Raw genomic sequence first — 17,974 nt, forward strand, 5'->3', positions numbered from 1 at the left:
GACGGGGCCATCCTCGCCTAATCGGGCCATCCCTCCCCAGGGCAGTCACTGTTGCTAGCCAGGAGGATTCCATGACCGCCACCCAGATTCGCGCCGGCCTGTCCGTCGCCGATCCGCTCGTCCGGTTCGTCGAGGATCGGGTGTTGCCGCCGTTGGGCATCGATGCGGACCAGTGGTGGGCGGGCGCGGCGGAGATCTTTGCGCGCTTTACTTCGCGCAACCGCGACCTGCTGGCGCGCCGTGAGGACCTGCAAGCGCAGATCGATGCGTGGTGCGCGGCCGATCCCGTGCGTGCAGCCGATCCGGCGGCGCAGGAGGCGTTTCTGCGCGACATCGGCTATCTGGTGCCCGAGCCGGGCGACTTCACCATCGGCACGCGTAACGTGGATGCAGAAATCGCCACGATGGCTGGGCCGCAGCTGGTCGTCCCGGCGCTCAACGCCCGCTTCGTGCTCAACGCCGCCAATGCGCGCTGGGGGAGCCTGTACGACGCGCTCTACGGAACCGATGCGCTGCCCGGCGCGGCCAAGCCCGGCGGCTATGACGCCGAACGCGGCGCGCAGGTGATCGCGGCGGCGAAGGCGTTTCTCGATGAGGCGGTGCCGCTGACCGGCATGCGCTGGGCAGAGTTCTCCGGCGGCGACCTGCCGCTCGCCGACCCCGGGCAGTTCGTCGGCACGCGGGGCGAGTCGATGCTGTTCGTCCATAACGGCCTGCATATCGAGGTGGTGGTTGACCGCGCCCATCCGATCGGCGCGACCGACCCGGCGGGTATCGCCGACGTGCTGCTCGAAAGCGCGCTCACCGCGATCGTGGACCTGGAGGATTCGATCGCGGCGGTCGATGCGGAGGACAAGGTCGCGGCCTATGCCAACTGGCTGGGCCTGATGCGCGGCGACCTGACCGAGACGTTCGACAAGGGTGGCCGGACGCTGACCCGCGAACTTGCCGCCGACCGCGTGTATCAGCGGGCCCATCAGAGCGACCTGACGCTGCCCGGCCGCAGCCTGTTGTTCGTACGCAATGTCGGTCATCTGATGACCAACCCGGCGATCCGCATCGACGGGGCAGAGGCGCCCGAAGGCATTCTCGACGCGATCTTCACCAGCACGATCGCGCTCCACGACCTCAACGGGCTGGGCCGCTTCCGCAACAGCCGCACTGGCAGCATCTATATCGTCAAGCCCAAGATGCACGGGCCGGACGAATGCGCCTTCACCAACGACCTGTTCGACGCGGTCGAGGATCTGCTGGGCCTCGCCCGGCACACGATCAAGGTGGGCGTGATGGACGAGGAGCGGCGGACCAGCGCCAACCTCGCCGCGTGCATCCATGCGGTGAGGGACCGGATCGCCTTTATCAACACCGGCTTCCTCGACCGCACCGGGGACGAGATTCACACGTCGATGCGCGCTGGGCCGATGATCCCCAAGGCGGAGATGAAAGGCAGCGCGTGGATCAAGGCGTATGAGGACCGCAATGTCCGCATCGGCCTGCGCCACGGCCTGTCGGGCCGCGCGCAGATCGGCAAGGGCATGTGGGCTGCGCCCGACCGCATGGCCGACATGATGGAGCAGAAGATCGGCCATCCGCTGAGCGGGGCCAACACCGCCTGGGTGCCGTCGCCCACTGCGGCGACGCTGCACGCGATGCACTACCACAAGGTCGATGTGTTCGCCCGCCAGCGGGAGATTGTGGGCGAGGCGGTCCCGGCGCTTGGCGACCTGCTGACGATCCCGGTCGCGCCGGGACGCAACTGGACGGCGGAAGAGGTTGCGCGCGAGCTGGACAATAATGCGCAGGGGATTCTCGGCTATGTCGTGCGCTGGATCGATCAGGGCGTTGGCTGCTCCAAGGTACCCGACATTCACGATATCGGCCTGATGGAGGACCGCGCGACGCTGCGCATTTCCTCGCAGCATATCGCCAACTGGCTGCTCCATGGCGTCGCCACGCCGGCGGATGTGGACGCGGCGTTCGCGCGGATGGCGGCGAAAGTCGATGTGCAGAATGCGGGCGATCCGCACTACCGCCCGATGGCGGGCAATCCCGACAGCCTGGCGTTGCAAGCGGCGCGCGCGCTGGTGTTCGATGGCGTCGTACAGCCGAGCGGCTATACCGAGCCGCTGCTGCACGCCTATCGCTCCCGGGTTAAGGCGTTGGACTGAAGTCACATTGAACCTTCCGCCCGCTGGTACGTTGCGCTAGCGGTCGGGATACGTGCTGCCTGAATGTGGCGCGATCCCAGCGGGAGGCGGGACTATTTCGGGCGTGCGTCTGGTCATTTTGTTGCTGGCAAGTGCCGCGTTCGTTCCGGGCGTGGCGGTTGCGCAGATCGATAGTGGCGTGGGCAAGCCGGGGCAGGGTGCGCCCGCCGGGGATCCAAAGACGCTGGAGCGCGAAGCCGAACGTACCGCTACCGCGCAGGACCCAAAGCCGATCGTCACCGATGACGAATTCTCCGACACGCTCCCGCAGCTGTCCGACGACATGGATGCGCCGCTCGAGCAGATGACGCCGCCGGCACCGCCAATCGCGCAGGTCGAGGCGATCGAGGATGCGCCGCCGCTCGATGAAGTCGGAGCCGAAGCCGAGATCGCCGCGCCGCTACCGCCACTCGCGGAGTTCGACGCCACCCCGATCGCCGAACCCGTCGCCAGCAACGACGAGGCAGCCGTTGAAATCCGCTACGCGACCCGTGTCACCGGCCTCGACGAAATCGGGCTGGAGGACGCGTTCCGCGACCTGTCGGCACTGGAGGATGGCGACGGCGTCGCCGCCAATGCCGCGATCATCGGTGCGCGGGCGCGTGAGGATGAGGGGTTGGCGGTGCGGCTGATGAAGTCGCTCGGCTATTATGACGCGACCGCGATCTCGACGATCGAACAATCGCCGCAGGGCGAGCGACCCGTCACGGCCACGATCGCGGCGGTGCCGGGGCCGCTTTATTCATTTGGTGAAATCCGGGTCGAAGCCGATCCGACCGTGCCGCCAACGCTGATCGCCGATCATCTCAAGCTGCGCACTGGCGAGCCGATCGATGCGGTGCGGGTGCAGGCGGCGGAGGCCGCGGTCAGCGTGGCGCTGCCGCAAAATGGCTATCCCTTTGCCGAGGTCGGGCAGCGCGACATCCTGCTCGATGAGACGACGCGCACCGGCGATTATACGCTGCCGGTGGCGGTCGGCCCGCGCGGGCGGTTCGGCGGGGTGCGCATCGAAGGCGATAGCGTCCTGCCGCCAGATCATATCGAGGTGCTGACCCGCTTCAACCGCTCCGACCTGTATGACAGCCGCAAGGTCGACGATTTGCGCGACGCGCTGATCGCGACCAGCCTGTTTTCGACCGTGTCGGTCGAGCCGGTGAAGACCGGGCAGATCAACCCTGACGGGACTGAAGCGGTCGACCTGCTGGTGCGTCAGGCCAAGGGGCCGCCGCGCACGCTGGCCGGAGAGGTCGGGTTCAGCACCGGCCAGGGGTTCCGCGCCGAGGTCAGCTGGACCCACCGCAATCTGTTCCCGCCCGAAGGCGCGCTGATCGCGACGGGTGTGCTGGGCACGCAGGAACAGGGCGCGTCGGCGACCTTCCGCCGCTCCAATGCCGGGCGGCGCGACCGCACGTTCCAGATCGTCGCCTCCGCGCTGCGTTCGGATGTCGAGGCGTTTACCGGCCTGACCGGCACGTTGTCGGCGCGCGTCTCTTATGATTCGACGCCGATCTGGCAGAAGAAGCTGACCTATGCCTATGGCGTCGAACTGGTCGGCACGAGCGAAGACCGGTTCGATTTCACTCGGGGTGCGCGCGAGCGCGGTGTGTACTTCATCGCGGCAGTTCCGCTGTTCGCCGGATGGGACCAGTCGGACAATCTGCTCAACCCGACGCGCGGATGGCGGCTCAAGCTGAACCTCAGCCCCGAAACATCGGTGCGCGGCACCGCGCGGCCCTATGCCCGCGCGATGGTTGAGGGCACGATCTATCAGCCGATCACCGACAGCATCGTGCTGGCCGGGCGCGCGCGGTTCGGGACGATCCAGGGGATCGATCGCAACGAGCTGGCCCCGTCGCGGCGCTATTATGCCGGCGGCGGCGGGTCGGTACGCGGGTTCGGCTATCAGGAACTCGGGCCGCGTGCCCCCGACGGCAAGCCGGTCGGCGGGCGCAGTTTCAACGAATTCGCGGTCGAGGCGCGCTATCGGTTCGGCAATTTCGGGATCGTGCCGTTCCTCGACGCCGGTCAGGTCTATGAAGAATCGCTGCCGCAATTGAGCCGCATCCGCTTTGGCGCGGGCATTGGCGGGCGTTTCTACACCAATTTCGGCCCGATGCGGCTGGACATTGCCACCCCGATCGCGCGCAAGCCGGGTGAGAGCAAGGTCGCGCTGTATATCTCGATCGGGCAGGCTTTCTGATGGCTGAAGAAACGCCAGCGCCAGCCGAGGACAATGTGGTGATCGTGGACCGTGCGCCGCTGTGGCAGCGCATCGCGAAATGGACAGCGATTGGTGTCGCCAGCCTCGTTGCGTTGGTGCTCGCTGCCGTCGCGATCCTCGATACCGGGGTCGGGCATCGGTTCGTCGCGGACCGGCTGGCGGGCTACACCACTGCGTCGGGACTCAATATCAAGGTCGGGCGGATCGAGGGATCGATCTATGGCGCGATGGTGCTGCGCGATGTCCGGGTCAGCGACGCCAAGGGCGTGTTCGCCACCTCCCCGCGCATCGCGCTCGATTGGCGACCCTTTGCGTTTCTGAACAACCATGTCGATATCCGGTCGGCTACCAGCCCGCTGGTGCGGGTCGCGCGCCTGCCGGAACTGAAGCCCAGCGGCGATCCCGATGCGCCGATGCTGCCCGATCTCGACATCGATATCGGGCGACTGTCGATCGACCGGCTGGTGCTGGAGGCACCGGTTGCAGGGCAGCGCCATATCGCGACGCTGACGGGCGAAGCGAATATCGCCGACCGCCGCGCGCGGGTGATCGTCAACGGTCGCACGCTGGGCCGCACCGGGGGCGACGCGTTGGCGCTGGTGCTCGACGCGGTGCCCGATGATGACAAGCTCGACCTGCGCGCCGATCTGAACGCGCCGGTCGGCGGCCTAGTGGCGGGACTGGCCGGACTCGAAGCACCACTTGCGGTGCGCGTGCGGGGCGCGGGCAGCTGGTCGAACTGGCAGGGGCGTGCGGTCGGGCGGCTCGGCGCCGGCGAACTCGCCAATCTGCGCATCGCCGCGCGCAACGGCAGCGTGCAGGTGCGCGGCATGACCCAGCCGGGCCTGTATCTGAAAGGTCCGGTCGAGCGGCTGAGCGCGGGCGGAATGCAGGTCGCGCTCGATGCCACACTCGATCAGCGGCGCGCCGATACGCGGTTGCGCCTGCGCTCACGCGCGATGGCGCTGATGACGATGGGCACGATCGACCTGGGGCAAAGCCGGTTCGATCAGTTCCGGGTCGAGGCGATGCTGCTCACCCCCGGCGCGATTGCGCCGAACCTGAATGGCCGGTCGGTCGCGGGCGAGGTTGCACTCAACGGCCCGTTTGCGACGCCGACGGTGGATTACAAGCTGCGCGCCGCTGCGCTCGGCTTTGGCGAGACGGTGGTCGAGCGGCTCTATGCCGAGGGGCTGGCGACGGTGAATGCCGACCGCATCCTGATCCCGGTCAAGGCACAGGCGGCGCGGATTTCGGGGCTCAACGCTGCGGCTGGCGGGTTGCTGACCAACGTCACGCTGGCGGGTGATCTGGCCATTACCGGCGACCAGATCCTGTCGGAAAATCTTCGCATCCGTTCCGACCGGATCGACGCGACCGCGATACTGGCGGCGGACATGAGCACCGGGCGCTACACCGGCGCGCTCAAGGGACGCGTTAACGATTACCAGATCGACAGCATCGGCATCGTCAATCTGGAGACCGATGCCGACCTCTACGCTGCCGCTGGCGGTGGCTGGGGGATCAAGGGCCGGATCGTCGGGCGCAGCACGCGGCTGTTCAACGATGGCGTGCGCAGCTTCCTGGGCGGCAACGCCGTCGCGCGCGTCTCGCTCGATTTCGGGCCGGATGGGATCATCCGCTTCAGCGACCTCAAGGTCGCCGCGCCGTTGTTCCGCGTGATCAGGGGGTCGGGGCGCTATGATCCCGCCGGGCCGCTCAGCCTGACTGCTGACGCCTGGTCCAACGCATATGGGCCGCTGTCTGCCCGGGTGACCGGCAGCCTGACTAGGCCGGTGGTCAATCTGCGCGCACCGCGACCGGGTGTCGGGGTCGGCTTGGCCAATCTCGAGGCACGGATCGTTGGCGATAACGGCGCCTACGCCGTCGATGCCAAGGGCGATACCAGCTATGGCCCGTTTACGGCGGATGTACTGGTCCGCACCGGCCAGCGTCTCGCGATCGACGTGCGCAGCGGACGCTTCGCCGGGGCCGATTTCAAGGGCCAGCTGGTCCAGACCGCAGCCGGGCCGTTCGATGGCAATCTCAGTTTCGCCGGATCGGGCCTCGACGGCTCGGTCGCGCTGTCGGCGGCGGGCCAATATCAGCAGGCGGTGGTCCGCGCGACGGCGAACAACGCCAAGATTCCGGGCGACATGGAGCTGACGATCGGTCGCGCGATCATCAACGGCACCATGATCCTCTATGACGACGCCCCCGCAATCACCGGCGAGGCGCAGGTCGCGAATCTCCGAAACGCCCAGTTCACGGTGACCCGCGCGCGAGCGAAGATCGACTATCGCGGCGGCAAGGGCAGCGCGCAGGCGCTGGTCGAAGGATCGACCGCAGTGCCGTTCCGCGTCGCCGCCAATGCGCGCTTTGAGCCCGATTTGTGGCGCGTGGCGCTGGCCGGACGCGCCAACAATATCGGGTTCAAGACCGCGCAGCCGGCGCAGATCGCGATCGCCGGATCGACCTATACCCTCGCGCCGGCGCGGATCGATTTCGATCAGGGCAGCATGCGGCTGTCGGGCAATTGGGGCGATGGGCTGCGCGTGCAGGCGCGGCTCGACAAGCTCGACCTGTCGGTCGCCAATGCCCTGTCGCGCACAGCCGGCCTCGGCGGCACGGTGACCGGCGCGCTCGATTTCAGCCAGGCCAGCGACGCCACCTTCCCGCAGGCGATTGCGCGGCTGAACGTCAGCAACTTCACCCGCTCCAGCCTGGGCGGCGTGTCCTCGCCGGTCGATATCAGCTTTGTCGGTCGCCTGCTGCCCGATGGTGGCGACGCGCGCGCGCTGATCAAGCGGGGGTCGACCACGATCGGGCGGATGGTGGCGAGCCTTCAGCCGCTCGGGCCGGGTGCGGGCAGCTGGACGACGCGGTTGCTTGCAGCGCCGCTGTCGGGCGGCATTCGCTACAACGGGCCGTCCTCGGTGCTGTTCTCGATGGCCGGTTTCCCCAATCAGAGCCTGTCCGGCCCGGTTGCGGTCGCCGCCGATTTCTCGGGTCAGGTGCGCGCGCCGCAACTGACCGGACAGCTGCGGGGCGAGAAACTGACCTATGAGAACGAAACCTGGGGCACGCGCCTGTCGCAGATGTCGGTTCAGGGGCGGTTCGACAGCGACTCGCTGGAGATCGAACAGCTTGAGGCGGTGGCGGGCAATGGCCGCCTGACCGCTGCGGGTACGATCGGCCTGTCTGCCGAACAGGGCTTTCCGATCGATATCACCGCGCGCTTCCGCAACGCCCGCCTCGCGCGCAGCAATGCGCTCGGTGCGACCGCGACCGGGCAGCTGCGCATCACCAATGGGCTGGACGGCGGGTTGATCGAGGGGCGGATCATTATCCCCGAAGCGCGCTACCAGATCATCCGCCAGGGCGCTGCCGAAGTGCCCGAACTGACCGGCGTCTATCGCAAGAGCGAGCTGACCGAGGACGGCAAGCGCCCCGTGCGGGTCAAGCCTGCGGGCATCTTTAGGCTCAATGTCAGCATCGTGGCGGACAATCGGCTGTTCGTGTCGGGCATGGGCCTTGAGTCCGAATGGAGCGCGCGGATGCAGGTGACTGGCACCTCCGCATCGCCAATCGTGACCGGCGAGGCGCGCGTGGTGCGCGGCACCTACAGCTTCGCCAGCCGCCGCTTCGAACTGACGCGCGGGATCGTCAGTTTCGAGGGCGGCCCGCTCGCCGATCCGCAGATCAACATCGCCGCCAGCACGACGGCGGAGGGCGTCACCGCCAACATCAACATCACCGGCAGCGGACAGGTGCCGCGCATCGCATTCAACTCGACCCCGAGCCTGCCGCAGGATGAAGTGCTCTCGCGGCTGTTGTTCGGCAGCTCGGTCACCAATTTGTCGGCGACCGAGGCGATTCAGCTCGCTGCGGCGCTCAACTCGCTCCGTGCGACGGGTGGCGGCCTCAACCCGCTCGGCCAGCTGCGCTCGGCGGCGGGGATCGACCGGCTGCGCATCCTGGGCGAAGACGACACCACCGGGCGCGGGATGGCGCTGGCGGCGGGGCAGTATCTGACCGACGACATTTATGTGGAGATCATCACCGACGCGCGCGGCTTCACGGCCGTGCAGCTCGAAATCGCCCTGACTCGCGCGCTCAGCCTGTTGTCGCAAACCGGATCGTTCGGCGGATCGCGCGCGGGGTTGAAATATTCGAAGGATTATTGACCCTATTTGATAGGGGGTTCCCATGAATGATAGCGACGTACCCGTGAGACCGCATGGCGAACCAAAGCCTTTGCTCGATGAAGACATCGCGCCTGTTCTCGCCCGGCTCGATAATTGGTATCACGGACATTTGCCGTCCAGAGAGTTCACATTGAATCCTCCGGCGACAGAGACGCAACTGGATGCATTCGAGACGCTGGTCGGCATCGAAATGCCGCGCGCCTTTCGCCAACTTTACGGCTGGCACGATGGGGAGGCGGACGAGGTTTCGGGGCATATTTTCGGCCTTCCGCTTCTTTCGCTCAGTCAGGCTGGCGAACAATGGGCGTCGTGGAGTGAGGTGCTCGAAGGGTTTGACGGCAATCGCTATGCAATTCCGGGTGGTAGCTGGCCGTCGGGTGCGGTCGACCCCGCCTATATAAACCCGCGCTGGATTCCGCTCACCCATGATGCAGGCGGAAATCATATTGGGCTGGACTTCGATCCTTGGCCTGAGGGGCGGATCGGGCAGATCATTCTCTATGGACGGGATGAGGACGTCAAAGCGGTACTTGCGCCATCGCTCGGAGAATTCCTGCGCTTGATTGCCGAGCTGCTGGAGAGTGGAAATTTTCGCGTGGAAGCGGATCCTGAGGATGCCGGGCGGCATCAATTTCTGTTGAAGAACCCGCCGGTCGAACACTTCCATGATGGAATCCGCCAACTGGTCGGCGCCGCCGGACCCTATCTTCCTTAAGCAGCTCCCATTGCGCTCAACTTACACGCATGTAAGTATCGCGTCCGGGAGAGCGCGATGGCCGAGCATTTCGACGTTGTGGTGGTGGGTGCCGGGATTTCCGGCATCGGTGCCGGCTATTTCCTGCAGCGCGACTGCCCGGACCGTTCCTATGTAATCCTGGAGGGGCGCGAACGGCTGGGCGGGACATGGGACCTGTTCCGCTATCCCGGCATCCGCTCGGACAGCGACATGTACACGCTCGGCTACAGCTTCAAGCCGTGGACGCAGGCCAAGGCGATTGCCGATGGACCGTCGATCCTGAACTATCTCGACGAAACCGCCCGCGAACATGGCATCGACCGGCATATCCGCCACCAGCACCGTGTCGTCGCCGCGAGTTGGTCCACTCCCGATGCGCGGTGGACCGTCACGGTCGAGCGCGGGGCGGAGCGGGAGCGGGTGGAGTTTACCTGCAACTTCCTCTTCATGTGCTCGGGCTATTATAACTATGAGGCCGGGTACCTGCCCCAGTTCGAGGGGCGCGAGGATTTCGCGGGCACGATCGTTCATCCGCAGCATTGGCCTGAGGGGCTGGATTACGCCGGCAAGCGTGTCGTGGTGATCGGGTCGGGTGCGACGGCGGTGACATTGGTGCCGGAAATGGCGAAGGCGGCGGCGCATGTGACGATGCTGCAGCGTTCGCCCACCTATATCGTCTCGCGGCCAAGCGAGGACGGGATCGCCAACTGGCTCCGCGCCAAATTGCCCGCAAAGCTCGCCTATCGCCTGACCCGGCTGAAAAATGTCGGGATGCAGCAGCTTTTCTATCGGATCGCGCGCAAGAAGCCGCAGCAGACCAAGGAGCGGATCGTGCAGATGGTCCGCGATGAATTGGGCCCCGACTATGACGTCGCGACCCATTTCACGCCGCGCTACAATCCGTGGGACCAGCGCATCTGCCTGGTCCCCGATGCCGACCTGTTCGCCGCGATCCGCGAGGGTGCTGCATCGGTGGTCACCGACCATATCGACCGGTTCGAAGCGGACGGGATCCGCCTGAAATCGGGCGCGCTGCTGCCCGCCGACGTGATCGTCACCGCGACCGGGCTGGATCTGCAGTTGATGGGCGGGGTGCCGTTCACCGTCGATGGCGCGCGGGTCGAGCCGGCGCAGTCGCTGGGCTATAAGGCGATGATGTATTCGGACATTCCGAACCTCGCCTCATCCTTCGGCTATACCAATGCCAGCTGGACGCTGAAGTCCGACCTGACCTGCGCCTATGTCGCGCGGCTGCTGAACACGATGAAGAAGCGCGGGATGCGGCAGGCGACTCCGCGCGTCGGGGCGGACGTGACGCGGGAGGATTTCCTCAGCTTCACCTCCGGCTATGTCCAGCGTGCGATCGACCGCTTTCCCAAACAGGGCGACAAGCGCCCGTGGCGGGTGCACCAGAATTACACGCTCGACCTCATCGACCTCAAATTCGGCGGGATCGATGACGGGATGGAGTTTTCCAACCCCGAACCGGCGCGGGTGCGCGAACTGGCGTAGAAGAAACGGCCACTCGTTCGTCGCCCCGGCCTTGAGCCGGGGCCGGGCTTTTCTTCCAGCGCTCAAAAAAGCCCTGTCCCGGCTCAAGCCCGGGACGACGATGGGGCTAGCGTGCTACCAGGCGGCTTTTCTCCCGCAATGCAGCAGAAATTTCGGAACGATTGCGTTCCGGATGCATTGCCCTGTGGATGCCCGAGCTCATGGAACCGAACACGGCGGCGCTGCTGGCACCGCCTCCTGCCCATCTGGCCGATGGTGCCAGCTTGTTTCTCGACTTTGACGGAACGCTGGTCGAGATCGCGCCGCGCCCCGATGCGGTCGCGGTTGATGGGCGGTTGCGCACGCTGATCGCGAACTTGTCGAAGCGCTTCGACGGGCGCGTCGCGATCGTGAGCGGACGCGGTGCGGCAGAGATCGATGCGCTGTTCGGCGGCCTCGACTGCCCGATCGTCGGCAGCCATGGCGCGGAACTGCGCGGTGTGGCGCAGGCAGAAATGCCCGAGCGTCCGGCGGCGCTCGATGACGTCGCCGCGCGCTTCCAGGCGCTCGCCGAAACGCTCCCCGGCCTCGTCGTCGAAATCAAGCCGCTCGGCGTTGGCCTGCATTATCGCGGCGTGCCCGCTGCCGAAGCCGAGGCCCGCGCACTTGCCGAGGAACTGGCCGCAGCGACCGGCTTGACGCTCCAGCGCGGCAAGATGGTGTTCGAGCTGCGCGCACCGGGCGACAAGGGCCGCGCGATTGCGGCGCTGATGGGTGCCATGCCCTTTGCTGGGTCGCGCCCGGTGTTTCTGGGCGATGATCTGACCGACGAGCCCGGCTTTGCCACCGTCGCGCGGCTCGGTGGCGCAGGTGTGCTGGTGGGTCCGGTTCGAGCCACTGAGGCGGCCTATCGCCTGCCCGATGTGACGTCCGCGCTGCGCTGGCTCGAAACCATCGCGGAGGAGGCGGCATGAAGCCCAATCTCGACCTGTGGCCGATCGGCAATTGCCAGGTCAGCGCGCTGATCGATCGCGCCGGGCGCTTCGTCTGGGCGTGCGCGCCCAAGGTGGATGGCGATCCGCTCTTCTCCTCGCTGCTCGACGGGCGCGACCCGCGTTCAGACGATGCGGTCGGGCTGTGGGCGATCGACCTGGAGGACTGCGTCAGCGTCGAGCAGCATTATCTGACCAACACCCCGATCCTGGTCACGCGCATGACCGACAGCAACGGCAGCGCGATCGAGATCACCGATTTCTGCCCGCGCTTCGAACGGCTGGGACGGATGTATCGCCCGGTGGCGTTCGCGCGGATCGTGCGCCCGGTGGCGGGGTCGCCGCGCATCTGCGTGCGCCTGCGCCCGACGCGTAACTGGGGCGATCCGGCAGTGCTGACCACGGCTGGGTCCAACCATATTCGCTATTTGCTCGACGGGATGCAGCTGCGGTTGTCGACCAATGCGCCGGTCGGGCTGATGATGGACGAACGCTGTTTCCGGGTCGAGCGGCCGCTGCATTTCTTCCTCGGCCCCGACGAAAGCTTCGCTGGCAACCTCGCCACCACGGTTGAGGAGATGGCGGACTATACCCGCTATCATTGGCAAAATTGGTCGCGCGGCCTCGCCACTCCGTTCGAGTGGCAGGACGTCGTGATCCGCAGCGCGATCACGCTGAAGCTGTGCCAGCATGAGGAAACCGGCGCGATCGTCGCTGCGCTGACCACCTCGATCCCCGAACATGCGGATAGCGGGCGCAACTGGGATTATCGCTACTGCTGGATCCGCGACGCCTATTACACCGTCCAGGCGTTGAACCGCGTCGGCGCGCTCGATGTGCTGGAGGGCTATCTCGCCTATCTGCGCAACATCGTCGATCAGGCGAAGGGCGGGCATATCCAGCCGCTTTACGGCGTGCAGGGCGAGAGCGTGCTGATCGAGAGCGAGGCGCCGCGCCTTGCCGGCTATCGCGGCATGGGACCGGTGCGGGTCGGCAACCTCGCCTATGAACAGGTCCAGCACGACGCCTATGGCCAGATCGTGCTGTCGAATGTGCAGGCGTTCTTCGACCAGCGCCTGTTCCGCATGGCGGGGCGGGAGGATTTCGAAGCGCTGGCGCGGGTCGGCGAGCGCGCGGTCGAATTGTTCGACAAGCCCGATGCCGGGCTGTGGGAGCTGCGCACGCGGCAGAGCGTCCATACCTATTCGGCCGCGATGTGCTGGGCGGCGTGCGACCGGCTCGCCAATGCCGCCGAACGCCTCGGGCTCGAGGGCGATCGCGCGTTGTGGCAGGAACGCGCCGACCGCATGCGCCGCGCGATCGAGGAAGCGGCGTGGCGGCCCGACACCAACCGCATGTCGGCGACGTTCAGCGGCGACGATCTCGACGCCAGCCTGATCCAGCTGCTCGACCTGCGCTTCATGTCGCCCGACGACGACCGGTTCCGCGGCACGCTTGCAGCGGTGGAAGAGGGATTGCGGCGTGGCAGCCATATGCTGCGCTACGCGACCGAGGATGATTTCGGCCTGCCCGAAACCGCGTTCAACGTCTGCACCTTCTGGTTGATCGAGGCGCTGCACTTCACCGGCCGCGATGCCGATGCGCGGGCTTTGTTCGCCGAGATGCTCGACCGGCGCACCGCCGCCGGGCTGCTGTCGGAGGATATCGACCCCGTGAGCGGGGAATTGTGGGGGAACTACCCCCAGACCTACTCGCTGGTCGGCATGATCAATTGCGCCGTCCTGCTGAGCAAACCGTGGAGCGCCATCCGATGAGCCGCCTGATCATTATTTCGAACCGCGTGTCTGCACCGAAGGATTCCCACGCCGGCGCGCAAGGCGGCCTCGCCGTAGCATTGCAGGCGGCGATCCGCGAGTTTGGCGGCATCTGGTTCGGCTGGTCTGGCGACACGGTCGATGAGTTCAACGGCCAGATCAACTTCCAGCGCGCACAGGGCGTGACCACCGCGACGGTCGATCTGGAGCCGCAGGATATCGAAGAATATTATAACGGATACGCCAACCGCACGCTTTGGCCGCTGTTCCATTATCGCATCGACCTGGCCGAATATGAGCGCGGCTTTGCCGGGGGCTATCAGCGGGTCAACGACCGCTTCGCCGACACGCTGCGTCCGCTGGTCGAGAGCGAGGATATCCTGTGGGTGCAGGATTACCACATGTTCCCGCTCGGACAGTGTTTGCGCGAGCGCGGCGTCAAGAACCGCATCGGCTTCTTCCTCCACATCCCCTGGCCACCCCGCCGCCTGCTGGCGACGATGCCTGAGGCGCAGGAACTGGTGCGGACGATGTTCGCCTATGACCTGGTCGGGTTCCACACGCAGGAGTGGCTGGAGTCGTTCCGCGACTACGCGACCTATGAACTGGGCGCGACGGTCGAGGGTGACACGTTGCTGCTGGATGGCCGCAGCCTGCGCGCGATCGTCGCGCCGATCGGGATCGACTGCAAGGAGTTCGTTGAGGGTGCGGCGAGCCCCGCCGCAAAGATGGCGTATCGCCGGATGCGCGACAGCGCGGTTGGGCGCGACATGATCGTCGGGGTCGACCGGCTCGATTATTCCAAGGGGCTGGAGGAGCGGTTCGCGGGCTACGAGCGCTTCCTTGCCGAGCATCCCGAGGAGCGCAAGGAAGTGTTCCTGCTCCAGATCGCGCCGCCGTCGCGCGGGGCGGTGGAGAGCTACAAGAAGATCCGCACCGCGCTCGAGGGGCTGTCGGGGCAGATCAACGGCGCTTATGCCGACACCGACTGGGTGCCGATCCGCTACGTCAACCAGGGCTATCCGCGCGACGTGCTGGCGGGCATCTACCGCGCGGCGCGGATCGGGCTGGTGACGCCGCTGCGCGACGGCATGAACCTGGTCGCGAAGGAATATGTTGCGGCGCAGGATCCCGAGGATCCCGGCGTGCTGATCCTCTCGCGCTTTGCCGGTGCCGCGGCGCAGCTCAAGGACGCGGTGCTGGTCAATCCGTACAGCGCGGACGAGGTATCGGATGCGATCATGCAGGCGCTGCGCATGGACCTGGATGAGCGCAAGCGGCGCTGGCGGTCGATGATGGACAATGTCGAGGCGGAGGATGTCGTGTGGTGGCGCGGGCTGTTCACCGACGCGCTGATGGGCAAGGACGCGCCCGCGCCGCTCCCAGCCGATAACGACGTCGCCGCCGCTTAAGCGGTATAGATTGCGCCGTCGCGGACTTCGAGCGGCCACGGGGTGAGCGCTGCGCCGGTGCAGGGGCCTCCGACGCACATCCCGTCCTCGATCCGAAACAGCGCACCGTGCCAGCTGCACTGGATCAGGTGCTTGTCGCCGGTGAGATAGGCGTCGAGCTGCTGCGCGAGCGGCAGGCCCATATGCGGGCAGCGGTCGACATAGCCCGCGACGCTGGAGCCGCTGCGGACCGCAAAGCCGTGGAAGCGCCCCGCTTTCATCTCCAGCACGAAGTTGCGCGCGGCGCCGTCGGCGATCAGGTCGAGCGGGCCGAGGCGCACACCGGGCGGGGTGGTGGTGAGGCGTTCGCTCACCCCGGCAGCTGCGCCTTGGGAAAACCCGCCCAGGCCGCATCATAGTCCGGCTGCGCCGTCGCCATCACATGCGTGGTCGGGCGGTAGGGCCAGCAGGTTTCGACCATGAACGCCATCGTGCCGTCGATCTTGTGCGGCTTGAGATCGGCTTTGCTCGCGCCGTCCCAGCTCGCGACGTCGGGGCCGTGGCCGGCCATCAGATTGTGCAGCGACAGGCCGCCCGGGACGAAGCCGTCGGCCTTGGCGTCATAGGCGCCGTGGATCAGGCCCATCGCCTCGCTCATCACGTTGCGGTGGAACCAGGGCGGGCGGAACGTGTCTTCGGCCACCATCCAGCGTGGCGGGAAGATCACGAAATCGGCGTTGGCGCGGCCCGGGACGTCGCTGGGCGAGGTCAGCACGGTGAAGATCGACGGATCGGGATGGTCGAAGCTGACCGTGTTCATTGTGTTGAAGCGCGACAGGTCATAGCGCCACGGGGCAAGATTGCCGTGCCACGCAACGACGTCGAGCGGGCTGTGGTTGATGGTCGTGGTCCACAGCCGGCCGAGCGACTTCTGGACGACTTCGACCGTCTCGTCGCGATCCTCATACCATGCCGCCGGCGTCTCGAAATCGCGCGGGTTGGCGAGGCCGTTGGCGCCGATCGGGCCGAGGTCGGGCAGACGGAACAGCGCGCCGTAATTCTCCGCGACATAACCGCGCGCGGCGCCGTCCGGCAGCAGCGCGCGGAAGCGCACACCGCGCGGGATCAGCGCGATCTGGCCGGGGGCGATGTCGATCCGCCCCAGCTCGGTCAGGAGCGTCAGCCGCCCGGCCTGCGGGATGAACAGCAGCTCGCCATCGGCGTCGAAGAACACGCGGCGGTCCATATCGGCGTTGGCGGCGTAGAGATGCACCGCAACGCCCTCGAGATCGGCGGGGTCGCGGGTGACGAGCATGCTCGTCATGCCATCGATCAGGTCGGTGCCCGGCGCGGGATCGGCGATCGGTCCCCAGCGCAGGCGGTTGGGCGCGAGCGGGGCCGGGTCCGACTGCGGCACGAAACGCGCGGCGGCTTCATAGGGCGCGAACGGCGGATGCTCGGCGCTCGGGCGCATCCGGTACAGCCAGCTGCGGCGATTCTCGTGACGCGGCGCGGTAAAGGCGGTGCCCGAAAGCTGCTCGGCGTACAGGCCGTACGCCGGCCGCTGTGGCGAATTGCGTCCGATCGGGAGCGCGCCCGCGATCGCCTCGGTCGAGACATGATTGCCGAAACCCGGGAAATAGTCGGTCATGGATCAGACCCTAAAGCGCGCTCTGGCGTCTAGTCGGATGAGGGGGCGGTCTTGGCCGCCTCCCTCATCCTCCTGCGTTCCTTCCCCCTTCGGAAGGTATGGGGCCGGTTGTCCCGGCTCTCCTCTCCAACCTCGTTAAGCGTCGACCTTGATCACCCCTCTACGGATTTGATCGAGTTCAATCGACTCAAAAAGTGCCTGGAAGTTGCCGTTGCCGAAACCTTCATTGCCCTTGCGCTGAATGATCTCGAAAAAGATCGGGCCGAACATGTTCTCGGTGAAGATCTGCAGCAGGATTCCCTCGTCGCCGACATTGCCGTCGATCAGGATGCGGTTCTTGCGCAGCCGCTCCAGGTCTTCGCCATGGCCGGGGACGCGCTTGTCGACGAGTTCGTAATAGGTCTCAATCGTGTCCTGCAGCTTGACGCCGCGTTCGCGCAGCCGCTCGACGGTATCGAAAATATCCGGGGTGGTCAGCGCGAGATGCTGGATGCCCTCGCCCTTATACTCGCGGATGAACTCTTCGATCTGGCTCTTGTCGTCCTGGCTTTCGTTCAGCGGGATGCGGATCGCCTTGTCCGGCGCGATCATCGCCTGGCTGAACAGGCCGGTCGCCTGGCCCTTGATGTCGAAATACTTCTGCTCCTCAAAGCCGAACAGCGTCTTGTAGAACTCCGACCACACCCGCATCTGGCCGCGCCGGACATTGTGGGTGAGGTGGTCGAGCAGGTCGAGCCCGACATTGTTCTCCGCCTCCGCCTGCTGCCAGCCGGGGATTTCGTCCCAATCGGCATAGAGGTCGGTGCCGTCCTGGATGAAGTAGAGGTACGAGCCGCCGATGCCGATGATGCAGGTGTCGTCCTCGGCGGTGCGCTCCGCACCGTTGTTCAGCGCCCAGTCCATCGCCTTGACCGGATCGGCGACGCGGAACGCCATCGCGCTGGCCGAGGGGCCGTGCGCCGCACGGAACTCGGCGACGCGGCCGCTCTCGTCGCGGTTGAGCATCAGGTTGATGCGGCCCTGCTTGAAGCGGGTGATGTTCTTGGTCGGGTGGCGGTGCGAGGGGACGAAGCCGAGCTGCTCAAACTGCCGCGCCATCGCGTCGGGATCGGGCGAGGTGAACTCGACGAATTCGAAGCCGTTGAGGCCGAGGGGGTTCATGGGGTCGGTCATGTCGAGGACTCCGCAAAAGTTGGCCCGCACGTACACCTCATGGCCATTTGGTGTCAAATGATACTAAATTGCGCGCCCGGCCTCTGATCGATGGCGCGGGGCCTGTCGGTCATTGTCCCTTGTCAAAGG

General features: G+C 66.3%; 11 protein-coding genes. 8 read left to right on the forward strand and 3 right to left on the reverse strand.

Annotation, left to right across the window (positions count from 1 at the left end):
• Window positions 1–71 precede the first annotated feature (71 nt).
• The 8 genes from ACRYLO_RS18705 (at window position 72) to ACRYLO_RS18740 (ending at window position 15,042) form a co-directional block, all read left to right on the forward strand.
• Window positions 72–2,168 carry a malate synthase G gene (locus tag ACRYLO_RS18705; RefSeq protein WP_482661555.1) on the forward strand — a complete coding sequence of 699 codons (2,097 nt, stop codon included), beginning with the start codon at window positions 72–74 and terminating at the stop codon, window positions 2,166–2,168.
• 103 nt (window positions 2,169–2,271) lie between these two features.
• The gene (locus tag ACRYLO_RS18710; protein ID WP_482661556.1) at window positions 2,272–4,407 is read left to right on the forward strand and encodes an autotransporter assembly complex protein TamA; all 2,136 of its coding nucleotides are present in this window, start codon (window positions 2,272–2,274) and stop codon (window positions 4,405–4,407) included.
• Window positions 4,407–8,615, forward strand: coding sequence for a translocation/assembly module TamB domain-containing protein (locus ACRYLO_RS18715; protein ID WP_482661557.1), 4,209 nt, complete (start codon window positions 4,407–4,409; stop codon window positions 8,613–8,615). Before ACRYLO_RS18710 ends, ACRYLO_RS18715 begins: the two co-directional genes overlap by 1 nt.
• 22 nt (window positions 8,616–8,637) lie before the next feature.
• Window positions 8,638–9,351, forward strand: coding sequence for an SMI1/KNR4 family protein (locus ACRYLO_RS18720; RefSeq protein ID WP_482661558.1), 714 nt, complete (start codon window positions 8,638–8,640; stop codon window positions 9,349–9,351).
• A gap of 57 nt (window positions 9,352–9,408) precedes the next feature.
• Window positions 9,409–10,884 (forward strand): flavin-containing monooxygenase, encoded by a 1,476-nt coding sequence (locus ACRYLO_RS18725; protein WP_482661559.1) that lies wholly within the window; start codon window positions 9,409–9,411, stop codon window positions 10,882–10,884.
• 188 nt (window positions 10,885–11,072) lie between these two features.
• Window positions 11,073–11,837 (forward strand): trehalose-phosphatase, encoded by a 765-nt coding sequence (otsB, locus tag ACRYLO_RS18730; RefSeq protein WP_482661560.1) that lies wholly within the window; start codon window positions 11,073–11,075, stop codon window positions 11,835–11,837.
• Window positions 11,834–13,630: a glycoside hydrolase family 15 protein gene (locus ACRYLO_RS18735; RefSeq protein WP_482661561.1), complete on the forward strand. Its 1,797-nt coding sequence runs from the start codon at window positions 11,834–11,836 to the stop codon at window positions 13,628–13,630. The genes otsB and ACRYLO_RS18735 overlap by 4 nt, the downstream gene beginning before the upstream one ends.
• Complete coding sequence (locus ACRYLO_RS18740) at window positions 13,627–15,042, forward strand: alpha,alpha-trehalose-phosphate synthase (UDP-forming) (RefSeq protein WP_482661562.1); 1,416 nt, start codon at window positions 13,627–13,629, stop codon at window positions 15,040–15,042. Before ACRYLO_RS18735 ends, ACRYLO_RS18740 begins: the two co-directional genes overlap by 4 nt.
• Here the strand turns inward: ACRYLO_RS18740 and ACRYLO_RS18745 are convergent.
• The 3 genes from ACRYLO_RS18745 to hppD form a co-directional block, all read right to left on the reverse strand.
• Window positions 15,039–15,395 carry a Rieske (2Fe-2S) protein gene (locus tag ACRYLO_RS18745; protein ID WP_482661563.1) on the reverse strand — a complete coding sequence of 119 codons (357 nt, stop codon included), beginning with the start codon at window positions 15,393–15,395 and terminating at the stop codon, window positions 15,039–15,041. The genes ACRYLO_RS18740 and ACRYLO_RS18745 overlap by 4 nt on opposite strands.
• Entirely contained in the window at window positions 15,392–16,672 is a 1,281-nt protein-coding gene (hmgA, locus tag ACRYLO_RS18750) for a homogentisate 1,2-dioxygenase (RefSeq protein WP_482661564.1), read from the reverse strand. Before hmgA ends, ACRYLO_RS18745 begins: the two co-directional genes overlap by 4 nt.
• A 135-nt stretch (window positions 16,673–16,807) precedes the next feature.
• Window positions 16,808–17,845: a 4-hydroxyphenylpyruvate dioxygenase gene (gene hppD, locus ACRYLO_RS18755; protein WP_482661565.1), complete on the reverse strand. Its 1,038-nt coding sequence runs from the start codon at window positions 17,843–17,845 to the stop codon at window positions 16,808–16,810.
• Between the last annotated feature and the right edge of the window lie 129 nt (window positions 17,846–17,974).

The organism is Sphingomonas sp. SDUR79, assembly GCF_056821745.1.